The organism is Streptococcus sp. F0441 (assembly GCF_000314775.2).
In the GTDB taxonomy this organism is placed as follows: Bacteria; Bacillota; Bacilli; order Lactobacillales; family Streptococcaceae; genus Streptococcus.
On record NZ_KB373321.1, the window covers coordinates 1,925,548 to 1,943,057 of the forward strand.

The window sequence follows — 17,510 nt, forward strand, 5'->3', positions numbered from 1 at the left end:
CTAGACTTTAAGCCCCTTCTTTGGGCTTTGGATAAAATTTTGATTTTGTACCACCTGTCTGTTTAACTGGTAAGGCTTTGTATGTTGTTCAACACTTTTTACAATTTTTGAGACTGTTCCATGAATACGTTTCATAGACTGCGCTAGTTGTTGATCGTCAAGAGAGGTCAAATTATCAGTCCAAATTGCCATATAGCGAATGGCTTTCTCAGAGGTATCTAACCCAAAATGCTTAGAAACGAGATAACTTGTCATCTCAGCCTCAAGTTCTCTACGATCTTTTGAGACATCCTCCTTATATGAGTTAGCAAATTTAGGATTATGTAGACTAGCATGCGCCAACTCATGAATGGTTGTTGCAACGACTTCTCCAGGAGTATTATCTGGATTCAAAAGTATCTTTTGTTCATCTGGATAAAAAGCTCCCTTCGCACTCCTCAACTCTTTTGCATCGTCTTGATAGATTGTTACCCCAATGTTCTTAGCATAGTCTGAAAGCCCCTCTAGCACCTCTTTCGTGCGAATATGATCCATATTAAAGTCATAGTGACGATTTGGCATCGCTTTTGGATAAAATTCAGGCTTCAAGGTTGTTTGAGACAACTCAAATACTTTATACGTAGCGAATTTAGCCAAGCCAGTATTTGAATCTCTTTCCTGGAAGAAGCGAGATTTTAACTTTCCTTCTTTCTTTAAAACTTTTTCTTCAGGTGTCGCTTCAGAAAGTCTTTTATATTTTGGATTGCCTTTTCCGTTTTTTACCTGGTTCCCATTTTCATCCAATACAGGAATCATTTCAACCATCATAGGTCTAAACAAGGTAATATGTGATTTTTCTCCTGTTTTAACTGAAAGATTGTTATGGACAACTTCTTTTGTTCGACCTGTTTTTTTATTGGTATAGGTATTTCTAGTTTCAAATACCTGATCTGAAGTAATCCCAAGAACATCCCCCATCGATTGCCATTGATTATAGGTTGCGACTGCATTCGCTCCTGGCCACTGTTCCTGAATTAACGCTACATTTCTAGGTGAGAGTTCTGGAAACTTACTCATAAAACTCAGATACTCTTCTAACCGTTCTGGTGTTTCTGTGTACTCTCTCACTTTTTGAAAAGCAACCTCACTCAATTCATGAGGCGTTAAAGCAGCATAATCAATACTACTTGAGTTTACTTCAGGGGTTTCCAAATCCGAAATAGATTCCTCTTTCAGAATCTCCTCTACACGCTGAAGCAAATTAGTTTTAGTTTCTTGCTTAGAAGATTGAAAAGCTACCGTTTTTCTTGTATCAGGAGTTTGACCTTCTCCTTCTTCTATCAATCGAGACGATTCATTTGCTTCCTGAGAAATTTCCTTATTCACCACTCTATTTTCCAGCTGAGAAAGAATTTCTTCATCCATCGATGCTAGTTCAGATTGACCGTTGAGTCGACGATATCCTAACCCTAGCATTTGTGAAATTGGTTTAGTCTCATCTCCAACATCATATCGAATTCCCTCTTTAATCACTTTCCCACCTGGGGCATAAACATCAAACTTAATTTTGGTAGGAGGGATATAGCCTTCAGTATTGCCTGCAGTTACTTGTTTCATTCCTTCTTGATGAATTGGATAAAAGTCCTGATTGGCCTTATATAGCTCCCTAGCGAAATCTTGATAAGATATCAGCTCAGTTTCTTTAAAGGGCAATTTAGGCCCATCTGGGCGATCCTCAGACCATTGAAGACGAACATGGTAGTTTTCCTTATAAATATGATCTTGTTTCCACTCTCTATAAAAATCTGAATTTGTATCTAGGAGATGATCTTCTCCAGCTGCAGCCACAATCTGATCAAATTCACCATTGTACTGCTTCGCATAGTCAAGATAATGATTCCAGGCTTGATGAAATTCTTCTGGAGTTTTTGAGATGTCATTTGGCACACCTAAATTATAGACAGTATCTAAGACTTGAGTAAACTTATTCGCATCAAGTAGGGAGTTATTCAGTGTATTCTCTGGAGCTGGTGGTTCAGGTTCTTCAGAAACCTCCTCATACTGCTTATTTTTTAAGATAGATAACATTTCCTCGCCACCATCTTTAACATATTCCTCATTAATCGATAGCTGTTCAATCTGGCCATCACGTTCACGGAATACGCCAAGAATAGGTGTTTTATCTACCGTCTCCAGTTCCTTGGTAAGTTTTGTCCGAGACTTAAAAACTGATATTGGAATATAGTTTTCTTCCTCTAACTCTTTGAATAACAAGATAATATCTTTATCATCAGACTTTATAAGACTATCAAAACGTCCATCATATCGCCTAAGATCAGTTAAATCATCAAAATAGAAAGATGTACTTTCTGTTGCTACTGAAAGATCTGATAAGACCTTTAGTTTGTCAAAAGCTGCATCATTATTAGCCAATAAAATATTATCAAAATGCCCATTTCCTTCTGCAAAATCATGTAAAGTTTTCTCGGGTGTCTGCCCTAATGCAATTGGTTTAATTCCTGTTAGGTGCATGAAGTGCTTTTCTTCAAAATGAACTTGTACAGTCTTATCAGGGGTAACATAATAAATCTTTGAGTTGGCCAACTCATCCAAATAATACTGTGCTGCATTTTGCAAAGCTAGTCGACGGATTGGACGATTCAATTTAGTTAATTCATCTAAGGAAATAGAGTGATAGTAGCCATCGTTACTTGACTGAAACTCTTCATTTATGGTAAAATAAAGTAAATGAGAGGATGTCGTAGGACGACTGGTAACAGAGCGTTCAAAGGTGCCAGCTTTTGGTACGGGTGTGGGACTGCCTTCAGCTTCGGGCTGTAAAGACCCCAGACTACCACTGGTCCTCTCGTTTTTTTGTTGCTCAAAAATCATATCTAGCTCTTGAGATTTCTCAGGGGCTTTTTCTTTTTCTTCTGAAGCCTCTATTATCTTAATGGGCTGAGTATCAAGACGTGACATCAGGTTATCCAACAATTCACGGTTTAAAACCACTTCTCCCTCTTGTTCTTCCAGATAGTGGTACAGCGTATTTGGTGTTGTCACAAAACCAAAGGTAAAGTCTCTTTTACCCGATTCAATCAATGGATACTCCAACATTCGCTCAATCGATTGTGATAGATTATCAAGAGTTCTTTCATCATAATAGACGCCAAAACTGTCACTTGAAAGGCTTTCTATCTGCTTGTTGGTATTGTAGGCTGCAATTGCAAGTTCACCAATAAATCGGGTTGAAATATCTACTCCCAAAGTTCTCTGATGAGGTTTCAATGCTTGATACAAGGAATCTTGCTCAGGAGTCCCTTTTTTCTTGTATAAATCAGTCGTTTGATCATCAAGAGAGGTCAAAAGTGAATGAATAGGAGACAACACTTCCATTCGTTTAGCGTTGAGGTATTTAATAGGATGGCTATTTCCTAACTTCGCAAAGACATCATATAGATAGAAATCTGGGGCAAATTCAATTGATAATTCTCCAGATTGAATCCGATTATTTAAACTCTTTGTTAATGCTTCGTTTTCCTGTTTTACCTCTTCATAGCTCATCAATCTCACAGCATTCTCCTCTGTATTGACAATAGATTCTTGATTTTCTGGAGTTTGTTTTTCTTCAACCATCTCATCTATACTAGTCGGATCAATGACGACTGTTTTTTTATTTTCTATCGAAAACGTGAGATTGTCCCAATTTTTTTCTAACCACCCTGCTTCGCCTTGATTTTTTTCAACAGGCTCTGGTTGTGGTGAGATTGTTTTTTCCTGATTCGAGGGCGTTAATCCTACATTTTCTTGCCCTTGTTTGGCAAGTAATTCATCCACCTTCAGTCTTTCCTCATCTGTTTTCGGATGATACTTAGTTTGTGAAGATAATTGAAACTCTCCTTCTTCAGTCAACTCCAGGGCAACTCTTCGTAAACCTTTTACAAAATACGTATTTGGTTGTTTTTGCCACTGGTTCACTAGCCCCTCATCAATTAAGGCTTGAGTTGCTGGTTGAATGCTCGTTTTACCCATTTGTTCAGATATGGCTTCAAGTCTAGTCAACTCTTCTTGATAGCGTTTGAGAGTAGCTTTGGTAAAGAACGACTCCCCACGTTTAGCTTTTTCTAACTCTTCACGGATTCTAGGTATATTTTGAACACTCATCTCCAGACCACTTCCCTGACGATTCAACCCCATTTCTTTCAAATGTTGTTGGTGCTCCAGGCGCTCTACTCGCTCTTCCTGTTGCCTAATCTCATCCATCTTTGAGAAGACTTGATCTTCTATTTGTTCTTGCTTACGTTTAAAGCTAGCACCTCCTCGCTTATCATTCATGGGTTGCCCATTTGTTAGCGCTTGGTGAGAATAAGCCCTTGAAATAGCCTCGTCTTGTTCATCCCTTAGTCGTTCCAATTTTCGACGTGCCTGGGCAAGACGACTGTTGTCAGGCTTTTCTTCCTGTTGATTCTTTAGAACATCATTCCAGTCCGTTTTATCTTGTCCTGGTTTTAGTTCTGGTAGATCTGAATTGATAACAGCTCCTTTTGCCTCCAATTCTTGAATGAATGTTCTACCTGCTTCATCATTATCTAAAGCTAGAGTAATCAAATCCGCATTTTTCCCATCTTCAAAAAAGTGATGATCAATAGCTACTTGAAGTCCGTCCGCTAATTGTTCAGGTGTCCATCTTAGCGGTTTTCCTGATATTTCAGCTTGAATTTGAGATAGATGACGGCCTATAGTTGATTCTTTCAAACCATCCATAGAAACTAATCTGACGTCCTGAAGACTATCTTTGTGCAATTCATAGTAGGACATTAAATCAATTGGGCTCTCAGTAAAAATCAATCGTTTTGGACTGCCAATATCAACATGAATACCTGTCATAGGATCGGAGTTTTTCATAATCACTTTAGCATATCCATGTTTTGGCCACTTCTCCCAATTCTCCTGTATTCCTTGTAAAGAGGCTCCAACAACTTCACCTGAAGAAGAAAGGGACTTGAAGACAATAACTGGCTCAATCGCATTTGTTGTAACTCCATCATTGCCTTCCGCAAAGTAGTCAAGTTTGGCGTTAGCTTGGGCTAAAACACCCTGTTCCAAAAAATAATCAATCGTTTCGTCTGATAGCCCACGTTGATTCCGTAGATAATCTCTTCCAGCTGAAAACGGCTGCTCATATTTTTCAAGATAGTATTTAAAATCTTCTTGAGCTCTTTCAACCATTTGAAACTCTTTAAAATTTCCATCATTTAAAAAATCTACAGATTGGTTAAAATCCACTTCCTTTATCGTTTCAACTAAAGAAATCGCATCTCCTCCTGTATTTCTGGAGAACCATTTCCATAAATTCTTATCAGGCGATATAATTAGGCTATCATGTTCTTTCCATCGATAGTCTCGTCCAGATCGAACCAGCTCCATCTGGAGCTCGTTTGCAACATCCAAAATATCTCTAGAACGTGCAAATTCAACACGTTCTCTACGAGTTTTCCCACGTCTTGATTCTTGTTCTGTCATATAAAATCTCCTTAAAATCCTTCATACTGTGGTTTATACGGCTCTTTCTCTGCTTGTAGAAACGTTTCTGGATCTAAGTGAACCAATTCCCCTACTGAAAAAGATTCAAATAGCTCAGAATTTTCCTTAAAATCTAGAACCATTTCTAAATCAGAATTTCTTCCTTGACCCTCAAAATGCACTTGCTTGTTATCGGCATTCATTGCCGTAATTAACCATTCGGCTGAAAAATCAAAGTCTTCAACTGCGACATCTGGAAATAATAGCTTCATTTTTCTTCTCCTTTCTCTTTTTATCCTTCTATTCTATTCAATAACCAAAAAATCCCAGTTAAAGGGACAATATAATTCCATTTTTCAGGATAATTTTGCTCAAATAAATTAAAAAATAATAACAAAAGCTTGACTACTGCACTGGAATGCGGTATAATTAATAGTGTAAGGAGGTAATGAAAATTGAATAAAGCAGATTTTAACAAAATTCAAAAATTACTAAAGACTGTAACAGCTTATAAAATTTCTAAAGCTACTGGAATTGGTGACACTACAATCAGCAGATGGGTTACAGGAAAAACACCAATCGAAAAAATGAGTTTAGAAAATGCTATCAAATTGACAAATTATGCGGAGGAGCTAGAAATGAAAAACGCAAAACAACTACTTGAAGAAATTAAAAATAACGATGTAGCGTATGCTATTGTAAACGAAGATGGGGCAGTTTATTGCAATCTTGGTACAAGTAATATCATGGATATTTATGGTATTAATGGCGAAGATGGCCATTTCTACGGTGTTTATGGTGACGCAGTTGGTGGGCAGCTTGATAGTCGCAACGTCCCTGATGATGTTATTTTAAAAGCTATTAAACTAATGCTAGGGCTTGGCGAACCTGTAAAACGTTCAGAATTGTCTATGGGGTCAGATTTCAAACAGACATTTGTAGATGGATATTTTGAGGCAGTCGAATTGATGAAACAGTCTGGTCTTCTTCAGCCTCAGGAAGAAAATGAGAAAGTCAAAGAATGGATTGAGTCTCACAAGGACGTTATAGGTTCAACAGTTAAACACCCATCATTTGGAACTGGTAAAGTAACCGAAATCAAAGACAACACTATCACCATTGATTTTGTAGACCAAGGGAAAAAATCTCTAGCACTTGAGGCAGTCGTAGAAAGCAACCTCTTAAAATTTTGATCAACCGGCTTAAATGCTGGTTTTTTCATTCAATAATCTTACTTTTTTAAACACTTTTAAATAAAAAGTTTAAATCTCTTTGAGTTTTTTGTTGACAAACTATCTTTTATGATATATAATATACTTGTAAGATAAATAAAGGAGAAATAAAAATGGAAATCAACAACGACATCAAAGACTTAATTTTGGAATATGTAGGACGATACTTCAGATATGAAAATGATTTCTATAAATTACCAGGTATCAAGTTCACTGATGCCAACTGGCAGAGATTCAAGAGTGGTGAGACCTCTATCGAGAAGATGGGCGCTGCAAGAGTGAATGCAATGCTTGATCGCTTATTTGAAGATTTTGAACTGGCTATGATTGGCAAGGCTCAAAATAGTTACTATCTAAATAATTCTCTTAAAATGAACATGACATTTCACGCTTACTATGACCAGTTCAAGAAACAACAACTTCTAAAATGGCTTGAGAATAGTAGAGAGGACATCATCGGTGGTGCAGGTCGCATATATACTGCTGATGGGAATTGGATATGTAGTGCTTATTTAAAAGTAGCCTTAGAGAGTAGCAGTCTAGGAGATGGGTCATATATGCTTCAAATGCGATTCAAGAACTATTCTCGTGACCCAAGACCAATACCTGCAGGGCGTCAAAATCGACTTGAATGGATTGAGAAGAACTTGGAGAATATCCGATGAGAGAGAAGAAGCTACGAAAATGCGCCGTGAAGCGGAAGTGAGATATGGCTACAAATAAAACCGTTTCTTATACAACATTCCATTCGTACAGCAAAAGCCGTGATTTTTCACGGCTTTTATTTGGCTCCAAACACCTCCCTTTATATACTGTGTCCTTTTTCCTCCAGTTCTTGTTTCTCATCGCTTCTCTCACGTTCCATAAGGGCTTTTTTATTTGCACGTTGAGCCCTTTGAAGAGAATTGGTCAGGTTCCTCATGAAATCTGTATTGATGATTGCTTTACCTTGGGATTGTTGGATATTTTTTCTTTGCAGGACCTTTCTTTCTTGCATTTTCTGTGAAACAGCTTGGGCTAACTGACTTTTCTGATTACTTTCTTCCTCCGGCAATAATTTTTGATAGAGTGATTTGAGCTCAGAAAATCCTTTCGCATTCTCCTGTTTTAATTTTTGAACAGTAGTTTGATCAGTCGTTTGTGAAATTTCCTTGTTTCGACTGTAGATCTGATGCTTCAGCTGAAAAATGGAGATATGTGTCTGTAACTCTTCTATGTAGCTATCTTTCGTAACGGGATAGCCCTTTAGAATGGTCAAAACTCCTTCATCTTGAAGAGGTTGGATTGTAGCTAATTCTCCCTTCAAACGTTTAATAGGAGCTTGAATTGTCAATAAATCAGCCTTCTCTACTGAAAATGAAACACTATCTTCAAACTGGTTAGCAAGAGAACTTCTCAGAGATTGATCTGCTTCACTCAGTTTATAATTTGGAGTCAGCTGCAATTCAGTCAGCTGCAGTCTTTGAAGAATCTCCTTCTTTTTTAATTCAACAAATGGCTTATCCGTTTCAAGTGGTTGTATTTGATCAAAAAGAGTTTTACGAACTAATAAACTACTTTGTTTTTCTTCCAATAAACTCAATTTTAAAGCATAGCGGAATGTTCCTAACTCCTGGCGTTCTTTCAATGATCGATCGCTTTTCTTTTTGGCCGCTTCTACAAGATCTTTCAAATCAGCTGAAGAAAATAGCGATAAGTCCCTTAAACTAAGTTGCTTCTGTAGTAAGTCTTCTTTCATCTGACTCACATCATAAACTAATTCCGTAACAAATTCAGGTTTACCCAAACCTGTTCCGTGTTTATCATAAGCAGCATAGACTGGTTTTGTGATTTCAATAGATTTTGCTCCATCTTTCAAATCATAACCCAGTTTTTTCCAGGCATCTAGTGTTTTGATGACACTTGCGTTAGGATCCTGGGCTAAAATTAATTTTTGATTCTTTACTGAGAAATTGGCCAAATTTTTTTCCAGCCGAACGTCAGCTATTTCAGGAGCATTCTCACGAAATAGGTGCAAGATTCTATTTGCTAGTCGTTCTCTCAACTCCTTCTCTCGATTCGCTATTAATTGCTGCAGATGATAGCCTGCAGCCTCCTGCTGTGTTTTTTCAAAACGACCATCAACTTTTCGAATCTTTTCGTAGGTTGATTTTTTTTCAGCTGAATAAGCTCCTCTATAAGTTTCTAGGAAGTCCTTCGTTTCTTTCAGAAATTCTTGATAGAGCTCTTTCCCATCATTTTCTAAATAGGAATCCAGATAGCGGTCGATGAAGAATTTACTGACTGCAAAATCTCTTGCATTTGATCCATAACGCCATTTTTTATCCATTGGCAAATGGTTGTAAGCCTGCTCCAAAAAATTTTTTTCAGCCGAAAAACGAACCTTCTGATCTCTAAACACAGAATTGATCAACTCACTTCTGATATTGGCCAAGATTTGTTCTCGTCGAACAATCATTCCTCTAGTCTGTTCATTCAACAGGCCATGAAAAACATCGCTTTTAAAACGCTCAATAGTTTTCTGGGAAAAGTTTCCTCTGTACTCCATTCGTCCACGAGGTCGATAGAAAATTTTTTCTCTTGCAGATTCAACTTCAGATAAGCCAAAATGCACATGAATATTATCCGTATTTAAGTGAATGTTAGCCCACCAAAATGATGAATCAGATAAACCCTCTTTTTCAATCAACCTCGGCAATGCTTCACGTATGACCGACTTGATAGCTTGCTGATCGACTTTCCCAGTTTCCAGATCATATAATCCCTCCTTGGCCAAAAAATCATTATCAAAAGAGATAACACCCTGCCATAGAAGAGAGCCATTTTGATAAGCCTGTTCTAACTTACTTTTCAATTCAGTTACTTTGCTACGCTGCAAGTAATTGGCCTCTTTTGTAAAAATCGCTGTCATCTCCTCATTTTGATTTTCAGTAGCATAAGAACGATTCATATAATCGATGTACTCCTGGAAATTAAGTTTTGTTTCTGGGACTTCAGCTTGGATTTTTTGTATTTCATCTTCAGTTAGAGACTCAATATTTTGTCTGTGTGTCTCTAAATTTAATTCATTATCAACCTCGACAGCTTCATCTCTATTGGTGTAGTCTACAAACCCACTATTTGCTTCTGTATATTGCAGCATGAAGGTAATACTTGGACTAGAAGATACGTTCATTATTTTCCTCTCTTTGAATTAAAATAGTCCATTTTTTCTTAAAAGAGCATAGTCTTTTAATAACGGTTGTAATTCTTCAGGTTCAACTTGAAAATCATTGATCCACCGTCCTGATTGAGAAATATGTAATTCTTTTTGCTCTTCAACAAATTGCATGGGAATCAACAAAATATTTGGTTTTTCTAACTCTGAACCACTTTCTCGTTCTAAAAAGGCGACAATAAAATCTTGATTTCCTTTTGTCCTCAATTGCCAGTGATGGGAGTTCCCGTTTTTCCTTTTATACAATGAGCTGTATTTTACATCAATCGTTAGACCATCTAGCCAAAAATCATATACTGGATTATTTTTCTTGAAATACTTATTCGCATCCGTTGCATCTGGAACATACTTTTGAAAAAGCTCCTCGGCCATTCCCCCGAGCTTAGCTGTCCTAGAACCATACTGAATTTTATCTTGAATTTTGAGGCAGCCACTCTTTATTAATTTCAAATGAGCTATATGAGTAGGTAGCCCTGACTGTTTCACCGCTTCATGAAAATCTCCTGTTTCTAAATAGATTTCAACAATATCTACCATTTACTGTACCTCAATGAGAATGTTTGATAGTTTGACCACGTGCAATATCTTCTTGAATGACATCGTTGATTCGTGCCATCAATTCATGTTGTGTAGGATCCAATCGTGAATGAATAGATTCCAATTCTTGAACATCAAAATCATCTTTCGTAATAGCATGAAAGTTGGTTAGCGTTAGATAGAGAATTTGATCAAGTTGACGATGAATTGCCTTGTTATCATTTCCATAATCAAAGGCATCCCCCAAATTTTTTTCCAGCTGAGTCAGTCGCTCATAGAAATTTTTTCCTTCCCCTAATTCAATAAAAAGTTTATAAAAAACTTCAATCAAAGTGACAAGCGTTGCTGAATTGTTTCGATACTGTTTCTGCAAAGCAGACGATTCTTTCAAGTAGGATTTTATTTCCTTAAATTTTTCATGTGTTTCTTCGCTAAAATATAAGCTAAGTCTTGGATTCATTTTTCCCTCCTCAATTTTTCTGAGATGATCCTGTCAAATAATTAATTTTATATCCTGGTTGAATATTAAAGATATACACATCAAATGAGATCTCATCATCTTCAATACTCTGTGCCTCCATACGAACTCCTCTAGCAACTAATTCCACGTTTCTAAAGATGGGAGTTACTCGATAGCGAACATGGTGGTTCGTATTTTTTATGTAGTTAGCAATTTTATTTTCATAGTAGACCATTGATGATTGTTCATCTTCAAAATTTGCATTTAAAGCACGTGTGCCTGTAAATAAATTTTTAGCATTCGCATTTTCTCCACTTAATTGAAAACCGATTAAGTGAGAACGATTATATAAATAATCTTCTTTCCCGTTGAAAATTATTTTTTTATTTTTCCACCCTGTCGGTATGACAGACGAAATAGATTCTCTGTCTTCTGTTGGCATCAATTCTTTTCCTAACATCGCTTCAGCAATTCCTACACGATTTAAAAAATCTAGATCAGAATATTTTTCCCAGCTGCCAGTTCCTAAACTCAATTCACTTTTTGTAAATTGTGATTTTTCATTGACGACAATCACCTGATTTTTTCCATCATACTCCTTCGATTTCAAATTATCATTTTGCTGAGTAGGATTCAAATTTGAGTCAGATTTTTTCTCTTCAGCTGAATCGGCTATGTTCAATTGAGTTGGGATATCATTTTGTGTCAAGCCAGATTTGATAGCATTAAAATTGTTAGGTTGCACGATAAAGATTGCAAGAAAAATGAGAATGATGAACAGAGATTTATTCTTCTTCATTTCTAAACACCACCTGACCGTCTTTCAGCTTCAAGTGCAGATACATCATCCATAAAATGTAACCAATTTGTAGTTAGACCATTTACAATATCTTGTTTAACATTTAAAGCTGAAAGAGAAATTTCATTCTTCAACATCAATTCTAAAATCTGACTTTGTTGTTCTTTGATATCAGATAATGTTTCCGCAAATTGGTTATTGTACAAATTCAATCCGTCATTCATTACGATATTTTGAACTTGCGATAACATAAACTCATTGAAACTTGGATAGTTATATTTTTTTGAAATAGCCTGAAGTTGTTCAAACATATCGTCGGGAACATTTCGAATTAAAAAATTTTTAGTCATCACTTTCCACCTCTCCTTCATACTCTAACCAACGTGAAATATGAACGCCATAACAATCCATTTTTTCTCCAAATTCAGATAGTATCCTGGTCTGTTTTTTCATTTGTTCCAGAACATGGTCCGAAGCTAATTTCATATTTTCCAAATGAGCAACATACAAGTCTTGAGCACGATTAAATTTTCCATACTCAATTTTTTCACGACAGATTGAAAGCAAAAAATCGTTAAATGAGTTGGCTTTATTTTTTTTCGCAAGAGATTTTAGATAATTAATTTCATCATCAGTAAGGCCTCTAATCTCAATTCGATTTTGTTTTATATTTGCCATTATTTTAAATTTTCCTTTCTAAAAAATAGCGCCCTTCTTTTTTCTTTTGTCGAAGCAAAAGCAAAAAGAAGCAAAAAAGAAAACTTCAACCTCGCAACATCACGAACCGATACGGTTCTATTTTTGCGGTTTTTCAACACACTAACACACACAGAGGGACTAAGGTCCTTTTTAGGTGTGTTGTGGTAGAAAAGAGCATAAGGGAAACTGATATCACGTGCCGTGATATGTTGATAGTATCAACGTTTCCAGTACCGGTAATTTTCTCGGCTTCGCCTACTTACACACACATGCTATACTTACCTTTACATACTTTATAAGTGTTATACTTACACTGTTTTTCTTCTTTACATACTTTTACTTACACCGTTTTTAACTTCATTTGGAAGTTCAAAACTCAAAAATCAAGACTGATTTTCAGCTGGAAAATTTCCTTCTTCACGATTTTTCTTCGCTGCTAAACGTTGTTCTTTTTCATCTTCTTTGATGAGGTTTAATTCCATTTTTAACTCTTCAAAAATTGATTCATACGACTGATTTTTGTTCTTCTTCAATTGAATTTGAACATAAATTTTACCAATTTGTTTTTGAAGATTCTCTTCTGCGTCTTTACGTTCCTGTTCCAACATGGCAACTTTTTTCCTTGCCTCTTCTAGTTGATTATCAATTTTTGTTAAATCATTTTTAGCCATGATTATTTCTCCTTTTTCTAATTTCGTATTTCTTAATCCCTTAATTTATTTCCTGCAAAGCTGGCAATTTTTTCTTTTATAATTTGGAAGTTGCTCCACAAATCGCCATCTAATTTTTTCAAATCAATCACATAAACTTCATGATCATTTTTCTTGATAGTTAGTGTGAAAGAACGTTCATTAATTTTAATTTCCTGTAAAACGAGGTACATTGAAGAAAACATTTCTCCTTTATATCCTGGATTACTACGATAGGTTATTCCATATTCATCAATATCCAGCACAACCCATTTTTGTTTTCTAAACAAACCTTTTGTACTTGTGAATACAGTACGATGCTTTCTAACTGGTTGATTCTCCTTTGGTGCTAATTTAAGTTGTTCTTTCATTTTTCTGCCTTTCTTTTTTTGATTGATTCTAGTATAAGAGATAAATGAAAAAAATTTTTTAAAGGGACAATCATAAAAAACAAATCCCCTTAATTCAAAAATTAAGGAGATTTTTTACTACTATTTGTTGGTAAACACGAACTCGCCTTTCATAGAAAATGCACTCTTTTTACTTACATTAAATTGAATCAACTCGAAATAAAAATCATGTTTTTTCCCAAAAGGATATACACTAAACACTAAATGATACATTTCATCTACATCAGAAAATCCCTTTTTCAAAGGAGACTTAAAAGGAGCTTCAAAACCTTTCCATGTTACTCTATAATGAGAAAGACCTGTAAATCTTTTATAGTTCACAAAACTTAATTCTACAATATCTTGATAATCCTTTTTCACTGCTCGCTGATTAATCGTAATCATTCGTTGGTTTGCATCACCTTCATCAGCATCTGTAAAAAGATTGATTTTAGGAGGTAACTTATCTTTTAATTTTCGGATTCCAAGGTAGTCCTTATTTAAGATATTTTTGAATAGATACCGCTGAAATAGTTTTGCTTGAAACCACTTCATAAACTGATAAATACCAATACTAAAAAGAAACATTAAAATCCATAATTCAGATTCATTCTCTTGAAATGGAAAATCCAATGCTTTCGAAAAAATCCATAATAACACAAAATTTCTCATGAAGTAAAAAATAAATCTCTCAACTCCAAAACGCAACTTCAAAAAAGGACTAGCTAAGATAAATAAACCCATTAAAGATACTAAATAATCTGAACTAATTTCAAGTATTGCTGAAATTTCTTTAATCAGAACGGCACACGCTATCATTTCAAACACTAAAAATTGCCATTTAAAGGCTTGTCTAATAAGCCAATTCACTCCACAAATTGCAGATAATTTATATCCCAATTTATCAGTTTCTTTTACCATTTTAATTAAATTTTTCATTTTATTTTACCTCACTTTAATTCATTTCTACAGTTTCAATAGGGTTTGAGAATTCAAATGTTCCATCTTTGACTGCCTGTTTTTTCTTGTCCAAAGATTCCAATTTAGCCTTCAACTTTTCAATGTTTTTATAGGCTGTTTCAATGGTTCTATTCTTCGTTTCGATGTTTGTATCCAGCGTAGCAATATTCTTTTGATTGGCTTCGAGATCATCACCTGTTAGATATTTTGCTTCTGCTTGAAGACTCGCTTTTCGTGAATTATCATCTTCAATAGATTCCTTCAATTGAGAAATTGATGTTGTCAATTTTTGAGACTGTTCATTCTGGAAATTGATCTCTTTTTCGATTTCCTGAAGAGTAAATTCTTCTCTAGAGACAACCTCAATGGCTTTGATTTCAAGCTGAGGATTTTGAGGAGTTACAAAGAATTGTACAGTGTCCTCTTCTCCAGATTTCTTCTGAGAAACCTTTTTAGAATCACTGGATGGCGATGAAATATTCACATCAATTGAGCTAGAAGAGACTGTCTGATTCGTCACATCGATCGCAAATGCACCAAAATTTTTCGGAACTCCTTTAATAATAACTGATACTTTATTATCAATGATTGGCACAACATCCATCTCTATTTTTGAGTCTTTATGTTGCGCATAGAGTTTCCATTTCAATCGTTTGGCATCGATGCCCCGATCTATCGAAGTCGTAGCATCTTTCGTCTCAAATTGTAAAACGATAATTCCAGTATCTGGTGAATATTCCTGGCTGACCAGTTTCATCTCACCACTGCCATTCGCAAAAACCTGCTTTGTTTTGAGTTGTTCTGAAGTATAAGTTTGTCTTTGTGGCGAGAAAATTGCTCCCATCAAAAGGGTCAACCAGGTCACAAACAACATTGAGAAAATAACTAGTTTTCTCTTAATAATATTTTCTTGAAACCAAACTTTAATCTTAATAAATGGTTTCAAAATTGGGCTAGATTTTATCTTTTCAATCCATCGTTTGGATATTTCTATCAAAGTAGACATTTTATTTCTCCTTCCTGATTTTTTCATAATACTGATTTGTTAAAGAGTTTATATCTGTCTTTTTTTCAGTAGCCCAAATTATAAATAATGATAAAGAAAAAACTATAATAGCTACAAAAATAGTTGCAAACATATCTCTCATTAACTCGACACTTCCAAAATAAAATGATTCAAAGACTGTCATAAAAGAAACTTCTTTTACTCCTACTAATTTAAGAAAAGTTGGACTCATATTAACTAAATTTACAATTACATACGCATTAAATCCTAAAAAGAGATTTACTGATACTAAAACTAGCGAAATAAAACCAGATACACCTCCTAAAATTGCAAAAACTCGATACTTCACATTTGTTGCAAACAACATATCAGAAGTTGATACATCGTCGGAACTTTTTTGTTCACTCGATAGCGTGTAATTTTTTATACCTCTTAAATGTTTGTTAGCTCTTTTCTGCTTCAAAGTAGATGATTTAGTTCTTCTCATGCTTCTTATATCCTTTCCAAATAAATGAAACCTTACTTTTCGGCCAAACACTTTTTAGTAACATTAAGAAGGCTAATGGCAACCTTTTCGTTTTGATTTCATTTCCAAAGTTATCACATATAGTTATCCTGAAGAGCGGTACAAACCAGATCGCAATCAAGACAGTTCCAACCACGCCATGCGCAATGGCATTTAAAATTTGATACATACTGCCTCCTTAAATACAACCTAACTTTTCAGGTGCCAAATCCAATGTTAGCCAAAGGGCCTCATCTTGAGAAATATGTGTTAGTCTTCCTCCCTCATCATTAAAACGATGTAGGGTAAACGTTCCATCTGATAATTTTCCTAAAACAACCATTCCTTCATTTGTCCTAGTACGCCATAGTTCCCAATCATTTTGAAAAGCTGTCTCAGCCCATTTACTTAGTTTTACCCTTTTAGTCATTTATGGCCTCCTGAATACCTTTCTCATCTGCTACAATCTTTTCCTCTGAATCTCTTGAAGCATATAGATATTTCTTTATTTTTCCCTTACGAATCTTGATGATAGTTGCAGCTTTTTCAACCTGGTATTTTTCTACCAACTTTTGACCTTCTTCTGTCTGAGTGTCAATGTAAAATGTAGGATAGGAACCTTTATTGGCTGCATCTACAACTACACTTTTTCCAACCTGACAGTAAGGACAATCTTTTTTATAAAATACTAGATTTACATTTTGATCAAGTACAGTATTCTGGTATTCCTTCTGAGTAAGGTGAGGATCATAATCTAAGATAAAATGATCTTTATACAACCTATATCCTCCTAAAACTGCGAGACTCACGACTAAAATGACAAGAAGAGCCCCTAGAGCTAACTTAACGTGTCTAAAAAGCTCTTTCATCCTATCTCCTCCTCATCCATAAAATCAAATATGGAACCTTGAACATAATCAATCTTGGCCAATTCTTTTATTTCTGATTTCAAGTTAGTGAACGTTGTCATCACTTCTTGAAAGAGTAAAGGATCAAATTCCTCAGAATCCAATACACGAACAATTGGCAACATTGGATAATGATCTCTCAACTCCTCCTGCAGGTAATCTGAAATCATTTTATCATTCGAGATAACACTATCTACTCTAATGATCGCTGGAATGCTAGAAATACTCTCCTCGTTTTGATAAAAAGTTAAAGCCACATCCCCTGCAGAAACAGAATCAAATTTTAAGTTATCCGATGAAAGTTTAAAATAATAAGCCAATGCTTCCTGACCAACTCCTGTTAGGTAGTATCCTCTAATAATTTTGAATAACTCTGACATCGACCTTTCCCCTTCCTAACAAACTTTTAAAAGCCTAAACGGAGCTTGATACACATCAGGATAGTGAATCAGTCTCTTTTTTCTTTGTTCAGGAAGTGGTTTACGGTAATGCTTTTGAAGATACTGAAAAGCTAGTCCCAAGGTATCAAAAACTAAAACTTTATTCTCCCCATTACAAATATAGTCACCTGATTCAAAACTGAAAATTACATACTTCATTCTTCTTC

20 protein-coding genes are annotated in these 17,510 nt (G+C 35.4%); 2 read left to right on the plus strand and 18 right to left on the minus strand.

Annotation, left to right across the window (positions count from 1 at the left end):
- Window positions 1–5,502, minus strand: coding sequence for a PBECR4 domain-containing protein (locus tag HMPREF9188_RS09535; RefSeq protein ID WP_009730738.1), 5,502 nt, complete (start codon window positions 5,500–5,502; stop codon window positions 1–3).
- An 11-nt stretch (window positions 5,503–5,513) separates the two neighbouring features.
- Entirely contained in the window at window positions 5,514–5,774 is a 261-nt protein-coding gene (locus HMPREF9188_RS09540) for a hypothetical protein (RefSeq protein ID WP_006155102.1), read from the minus strand.
- A gap of 183 nt (window positions 5,775–5,957) precedes the next feature.
- Between HMPREF9188_RS09540 and HMPREF9188_RS09545 the strand changes: the two genes are divergently transcribed.
- Complete coding sequence (locus HMPREF9188_RS09545) at window positions 5,958–6,695, plus strand: DUF3553 domain-containing protein (protein WP_009730739.1); 738 nt, start codon at window positions 5,958–5,960, stop codon at window positions 6,693–6,695.
- Between the two features lie 152 nt (window positions 6,696–6,847).
- Window positions 6,848–7,399, plus strand: a complete 552-nt coding sequence (gene acrIIA6, locus HMPREF9188_RS09550) for an anti-CRISPR protein AcrIIA6 (RefSeq protein ID WP_009730740.1) — start codon at window positions 6,848–6,850, stop codon at window positions 7,397–7,399.
- 140 nt (window positions 7,400–7,539) lie between these two features.
- On the opposite strand, the gene mobP2 is transcribed toward acrIIA6, so the two are convergent.
- From mobP2 to HMPREF9188_RS09630, 16 genes are all read right to left on the minus strand, one after another.
- A complete protein-coding gene (mobP2, locus tag HMPREF9188_RS09555) occupies window positions 7,540–9,909 on the minus strand; it encodes a MobP2 family relaxase (protein ID WP_009730741.1) in 2,370 nt (789 codons plus the stop codon).
- Window positions 9,910–9,927: 18 nt separating this feature from the next.
- A complete protein-coding gene (locus HMPREF9188_RS09560) occupies window positions 9,928–10,488 on the minus strand; it encodes a hypothetical protein (RefSeq protein WP_007520048.1) in 561 nt (186 codons plus the stop codon).
- A 10-nt stretch (window positions 10,489–10,498) separates the two neighbouring features.
- Window positions 10,499–10,948 (minus strand): hypothetical protein, encoded by a 450-nt coding sequence (locus tag HMPREF9188_RS09565; RefSeq protein WP_009730742.1) that lies wholly within the window; start codon window positions 10,946–10,948, stop codon window positions 10,499–10,501.
- Window positions 10,949–10,958: 10 nt separating this feature from the next.
- On the minus strand, window positions 10,959–11,747 hold the full coding sequence (locus tag HMPREF9188_RS09570; protein ID WP_009730743.1) for a DNA/RNA non-specific endonuclease: 789 nt from the start codon (window positions 11,745–11,747) through the stop codon (window positions 10,959–10,961).
- Between the two features lie 2 nt (window positions 11,748–11,749).
- Entirely contained in the window at window positions 11,750–12,097 is a 348-nt protein-coding gene (locus HMPREF9188_RS09575) for a hypothetical protein (RefSeq protein ID WP_009730744.1), read from the minus strand.
- Window positions 12,090–12,425 carry a hypothetical protein gene (locus HMPREF9188_RS09580; protein ID WP_009730745.1) on the minus strand — a complete coding sequence of 112 codons (336 nt, stop codon included), beginning with the start codon at window positions 12,423–12,425 and terminating at the stop codon, window positions 12,090–12,092. Before HMPREF9188_RS09580 ends, HMPREF9188_RS09575 begins: the two co-directional genes overlap by 8 nt.
- A gap of 404 nt (window positions 12,426–12,829) precedes the next feature.
- Window positions 12,830–13,117 carry a hypothetical protein gene (locus HMPREF9188_RS09585; protein ID WP_009730746.1) on the minus strand — a complete coding sequence of 96 codons (288 nt, stop codon included), beginning with the start codon at window positions 13,115–13,117 and terminating at the stop codon, window positions 12,830–12,832.
- Window positions 13,118–13,149: 32 nt separating this feature from the next.
- A complete protein-coding gene (locus HMPREF9188_RS09590; RefSeq protein WP_009730747.1) occupies window positions 13,150–13,506 on the minus strand; it encodes a hypothetical protein in 357 nt (118 codons plus the stop codon).
- Between the two features lie 120 nt (window positions 13,507–13,626).
- The gene (locus tag HMPREF9188_RS09595) at window positions 13,627–14,463 is read right to left on the minus strand and encodes a hypothetical protein (RefSeq protein WP_009730748.1); all 837 of its coding nucleotides are present in this window, start codon (window positions 14,461–14,463) and stop codon (window positions 13,627–13,629) included.
- A gap of 16 nt (window positions 14,464–14,479) precedes the next feature.
- Window positions 14,480–15,481, minus strand: coding sequence for a hypothetical protein (locus HMPREF9188_RS09600; RefSeq protein WP_033588988.1), 1,002 nt, complete (start codon window positions 15,479–15,481; stop codon window positions 14,480–14,482).
- A gap of 10 nt (window positions 15,482–15,491) precedes the next feature.
- A complete protein-coding gene (locus tag HMPREF9188_RS09605) occupies window positions 15,492–15,977 on the minus strand; it encodes a hypothetical protein (RefSeq protein WP_009730750.1) in 486 nt (161 codons plus the stop codon).
- A complete protein-coding gene (locus HMPREF9188_RS09610) occupies window positions 15,964–16,185 on the minus strand; it encodes a hypothetical protein (protein WP_000284343.1) in 222 nt (73 codons plus the stop codon). Before HMPREF9188_RS09610 ends, HMPREF9188_RS09605 begins: the two co-directional genes overlap by 14 nt.
- Window positions 16,186–16,194: 9 nt before the next feature.
- Complete coding sequence (locus HMPREF9188_RS09615) at window positions 16,195–16,425, minus strand: hypothetical protein (protein WP_009730751.1); 231 nt, start codon at window positions 16,423–16,425, stop codon at window positions 16,195–16,197.
- The gene (locus tag HMPREF9188_RS09620) at window positions 16,418–16,864 is read right to left on the minus strand and encodes a thioredoxin domain-containing protein (protein WP_009730752.1); all 447 of its coding nucleotides are present in this window, start codon (window positions 16,862–16,864) and stop codon (window positions 16,418–16,420) included. Before HMPREF9188_RS09620 ends, HMPREF9188_RS09615 begins: the two co-directional genes overlap by 8 nt.
- Complete coding sequence (locus tag HMPREF9188_RS09625; RefSeq protein WP_009730753.1) at window positions 16,861–17,283, minus strand: hypothetical protein; 423 nt, start codon at window positions 17,281–17,283, stop codon at window positions 16,861–16,863. Before HMPREF9188_RS09625 ends, HMPREF9188_RS09620 begins: the two co-directional genes overlap by 4 nt.
- 15 nt (window positions 17,284–17,298) lie before the next feature.
- Entirely contained in the window at window positions 17,299–17,502 is a 204-nt protein-coding gene (locus HMPREF9188_RS09630) for a hypothetical protein (RefSeq protein ID WP_009730754.1), read from the minus strand.
- Window positions 17,503–17,510 lie beyond the last annotated feature (8 nt).

Excerpts from the sequence above, each read along its gene's own strand:
- HMPREF9188_RS09540 (WP_006155102.1), bottom strand. The coding sequence starts at position 5,774 with ATGAAGCTATTATTTCCAGATGTCGCAGTTGAAGACTTTGATTTTTCA.
- HMPREF9188_RS09630 (WP_009730754.1), bottom strand. The coding sequence starts at position 17,502 with ATGAAGTATGTAATTTTCAGTTTTGAATCAGGTGACTATATTTGTAAT.
- HMPREF9188_RS09625 (WP_009730753.1), bottom strand. The coding sequence starts at position 17,283 with ATGTCAGAGTTATTCAAAATTATTAGAGGATACTACCTAACAGGAGTT.
- HMPREF9188_RS09595 (WP_009730748.1), bottom strand. The coding sequence starts at position 14,463 with ATGAAAAATTTAATTAAAATGGTAAAAGAAACTGATAAATTGGGATAT.
- HMPREF9188_RS09580 (WP_009730745.1), bottom strand. The coding sequence starts at position 12,425 with ATGGCAAATATAAAACAAAATCGAATTGAGATTAGAGGCCTTACTGAT.
- HMPREF9188_RS09585 (WP_009730746.1), bottom strand. The coding sequence starts at position 13,117 with ATGGCTAAAAATGATTTAACAAAAATTGATAATCAACTAGAAGAGGCA.
- HMPREF9188_RS09590 (WP_009730747.1), bottom strand. The coding sequence starts at position 13,506 with ATGAAAGAACAACTTAAATTAGCACCAAAGGAGAATCAACCAGTTAGA.
- HMPREF9188_RS09605 (WP_009730750.1), bottom strand. The coding sequence starts at position 15,977 with ATGAGAAGAACTAAATCATCTACTTTGAAGCAGAAAAGAGCTAACAAA.
- HMPREF9188_RS09575 (WP_009730744.1), bottom strand. The coding sequence starts at position 12,097 with ATGACTAAAAATTTTTTAATTCGAAATGTTCCCGACGATATGTTTGAA.
- acrIIA6 (WP_009730740.1), top strand. The coding sequence starts at position 6,848 with ATGGAAATCAACAACGACATCAAAGACTTAATTTTGGAATATGTAGGA.
- HMPREF9188_RS09535 (WP_009730738.1), bottom strand. The coding sequence starts at position 5,502 with ATGACAGAACAAGAATCAAGACGTGGGAAAACTCGTAGAGAACGTGTT.
- HMPREF9188_RS09565 (WP_009730742.1), bottom strand. The coding sequence starts at position 10,948 with ATGAATCCAAGACTTAGCTTATATTTTAGCGAAGAAACACATGAAAAA.
- HMPREF9188_RS09615 (WP_009730751.1), bottom strand. The coding sequence starts at position 16,425 with ATGACTAAAAGGGTAAAACTAAGTAAATGGGCTGAGACAGCTTTTCAA.
- HMPREF9188_RS09620 (WP_009730752.1), bottom strand. The coding sequence starts at position 16,864 with ATGAAAGAGCTTTTTAGACACGTTAAGTTAGCTCTAGGGGCTCTTCTT.
- mobP2 (WP_009730741.1), bottom strand. The coding sequence starts at position 9,909 with ATGAACGTATCTTCTAGTCCAAGTATTACCTTCATGCTGCAATATACA.
- HMPREF9188_RS09610 (WP_000284343.1), bottom strand. The coding sequence starts at position 16,185 with ATGTATCAAATTTTAAATGCCATTGCGCATGGCGTGGTTGGAACTGTC.
- HMPREF9188_RS09560 (WP_007520048.1), bottom strand. The coding sequence starts at position 10,488 with ATGGTAGATATTGTTGAAATCTATTTAGAAACAGGAGATTTTCATGAA.
- HMPREF9188_RS09570 (WP_009730743.1), bottom strand. The coding sequence starts at position 11,747 with ATGAAGAAGAATAAATCTCTGTTCATCATTCTCATTTTTCTTGCAATC.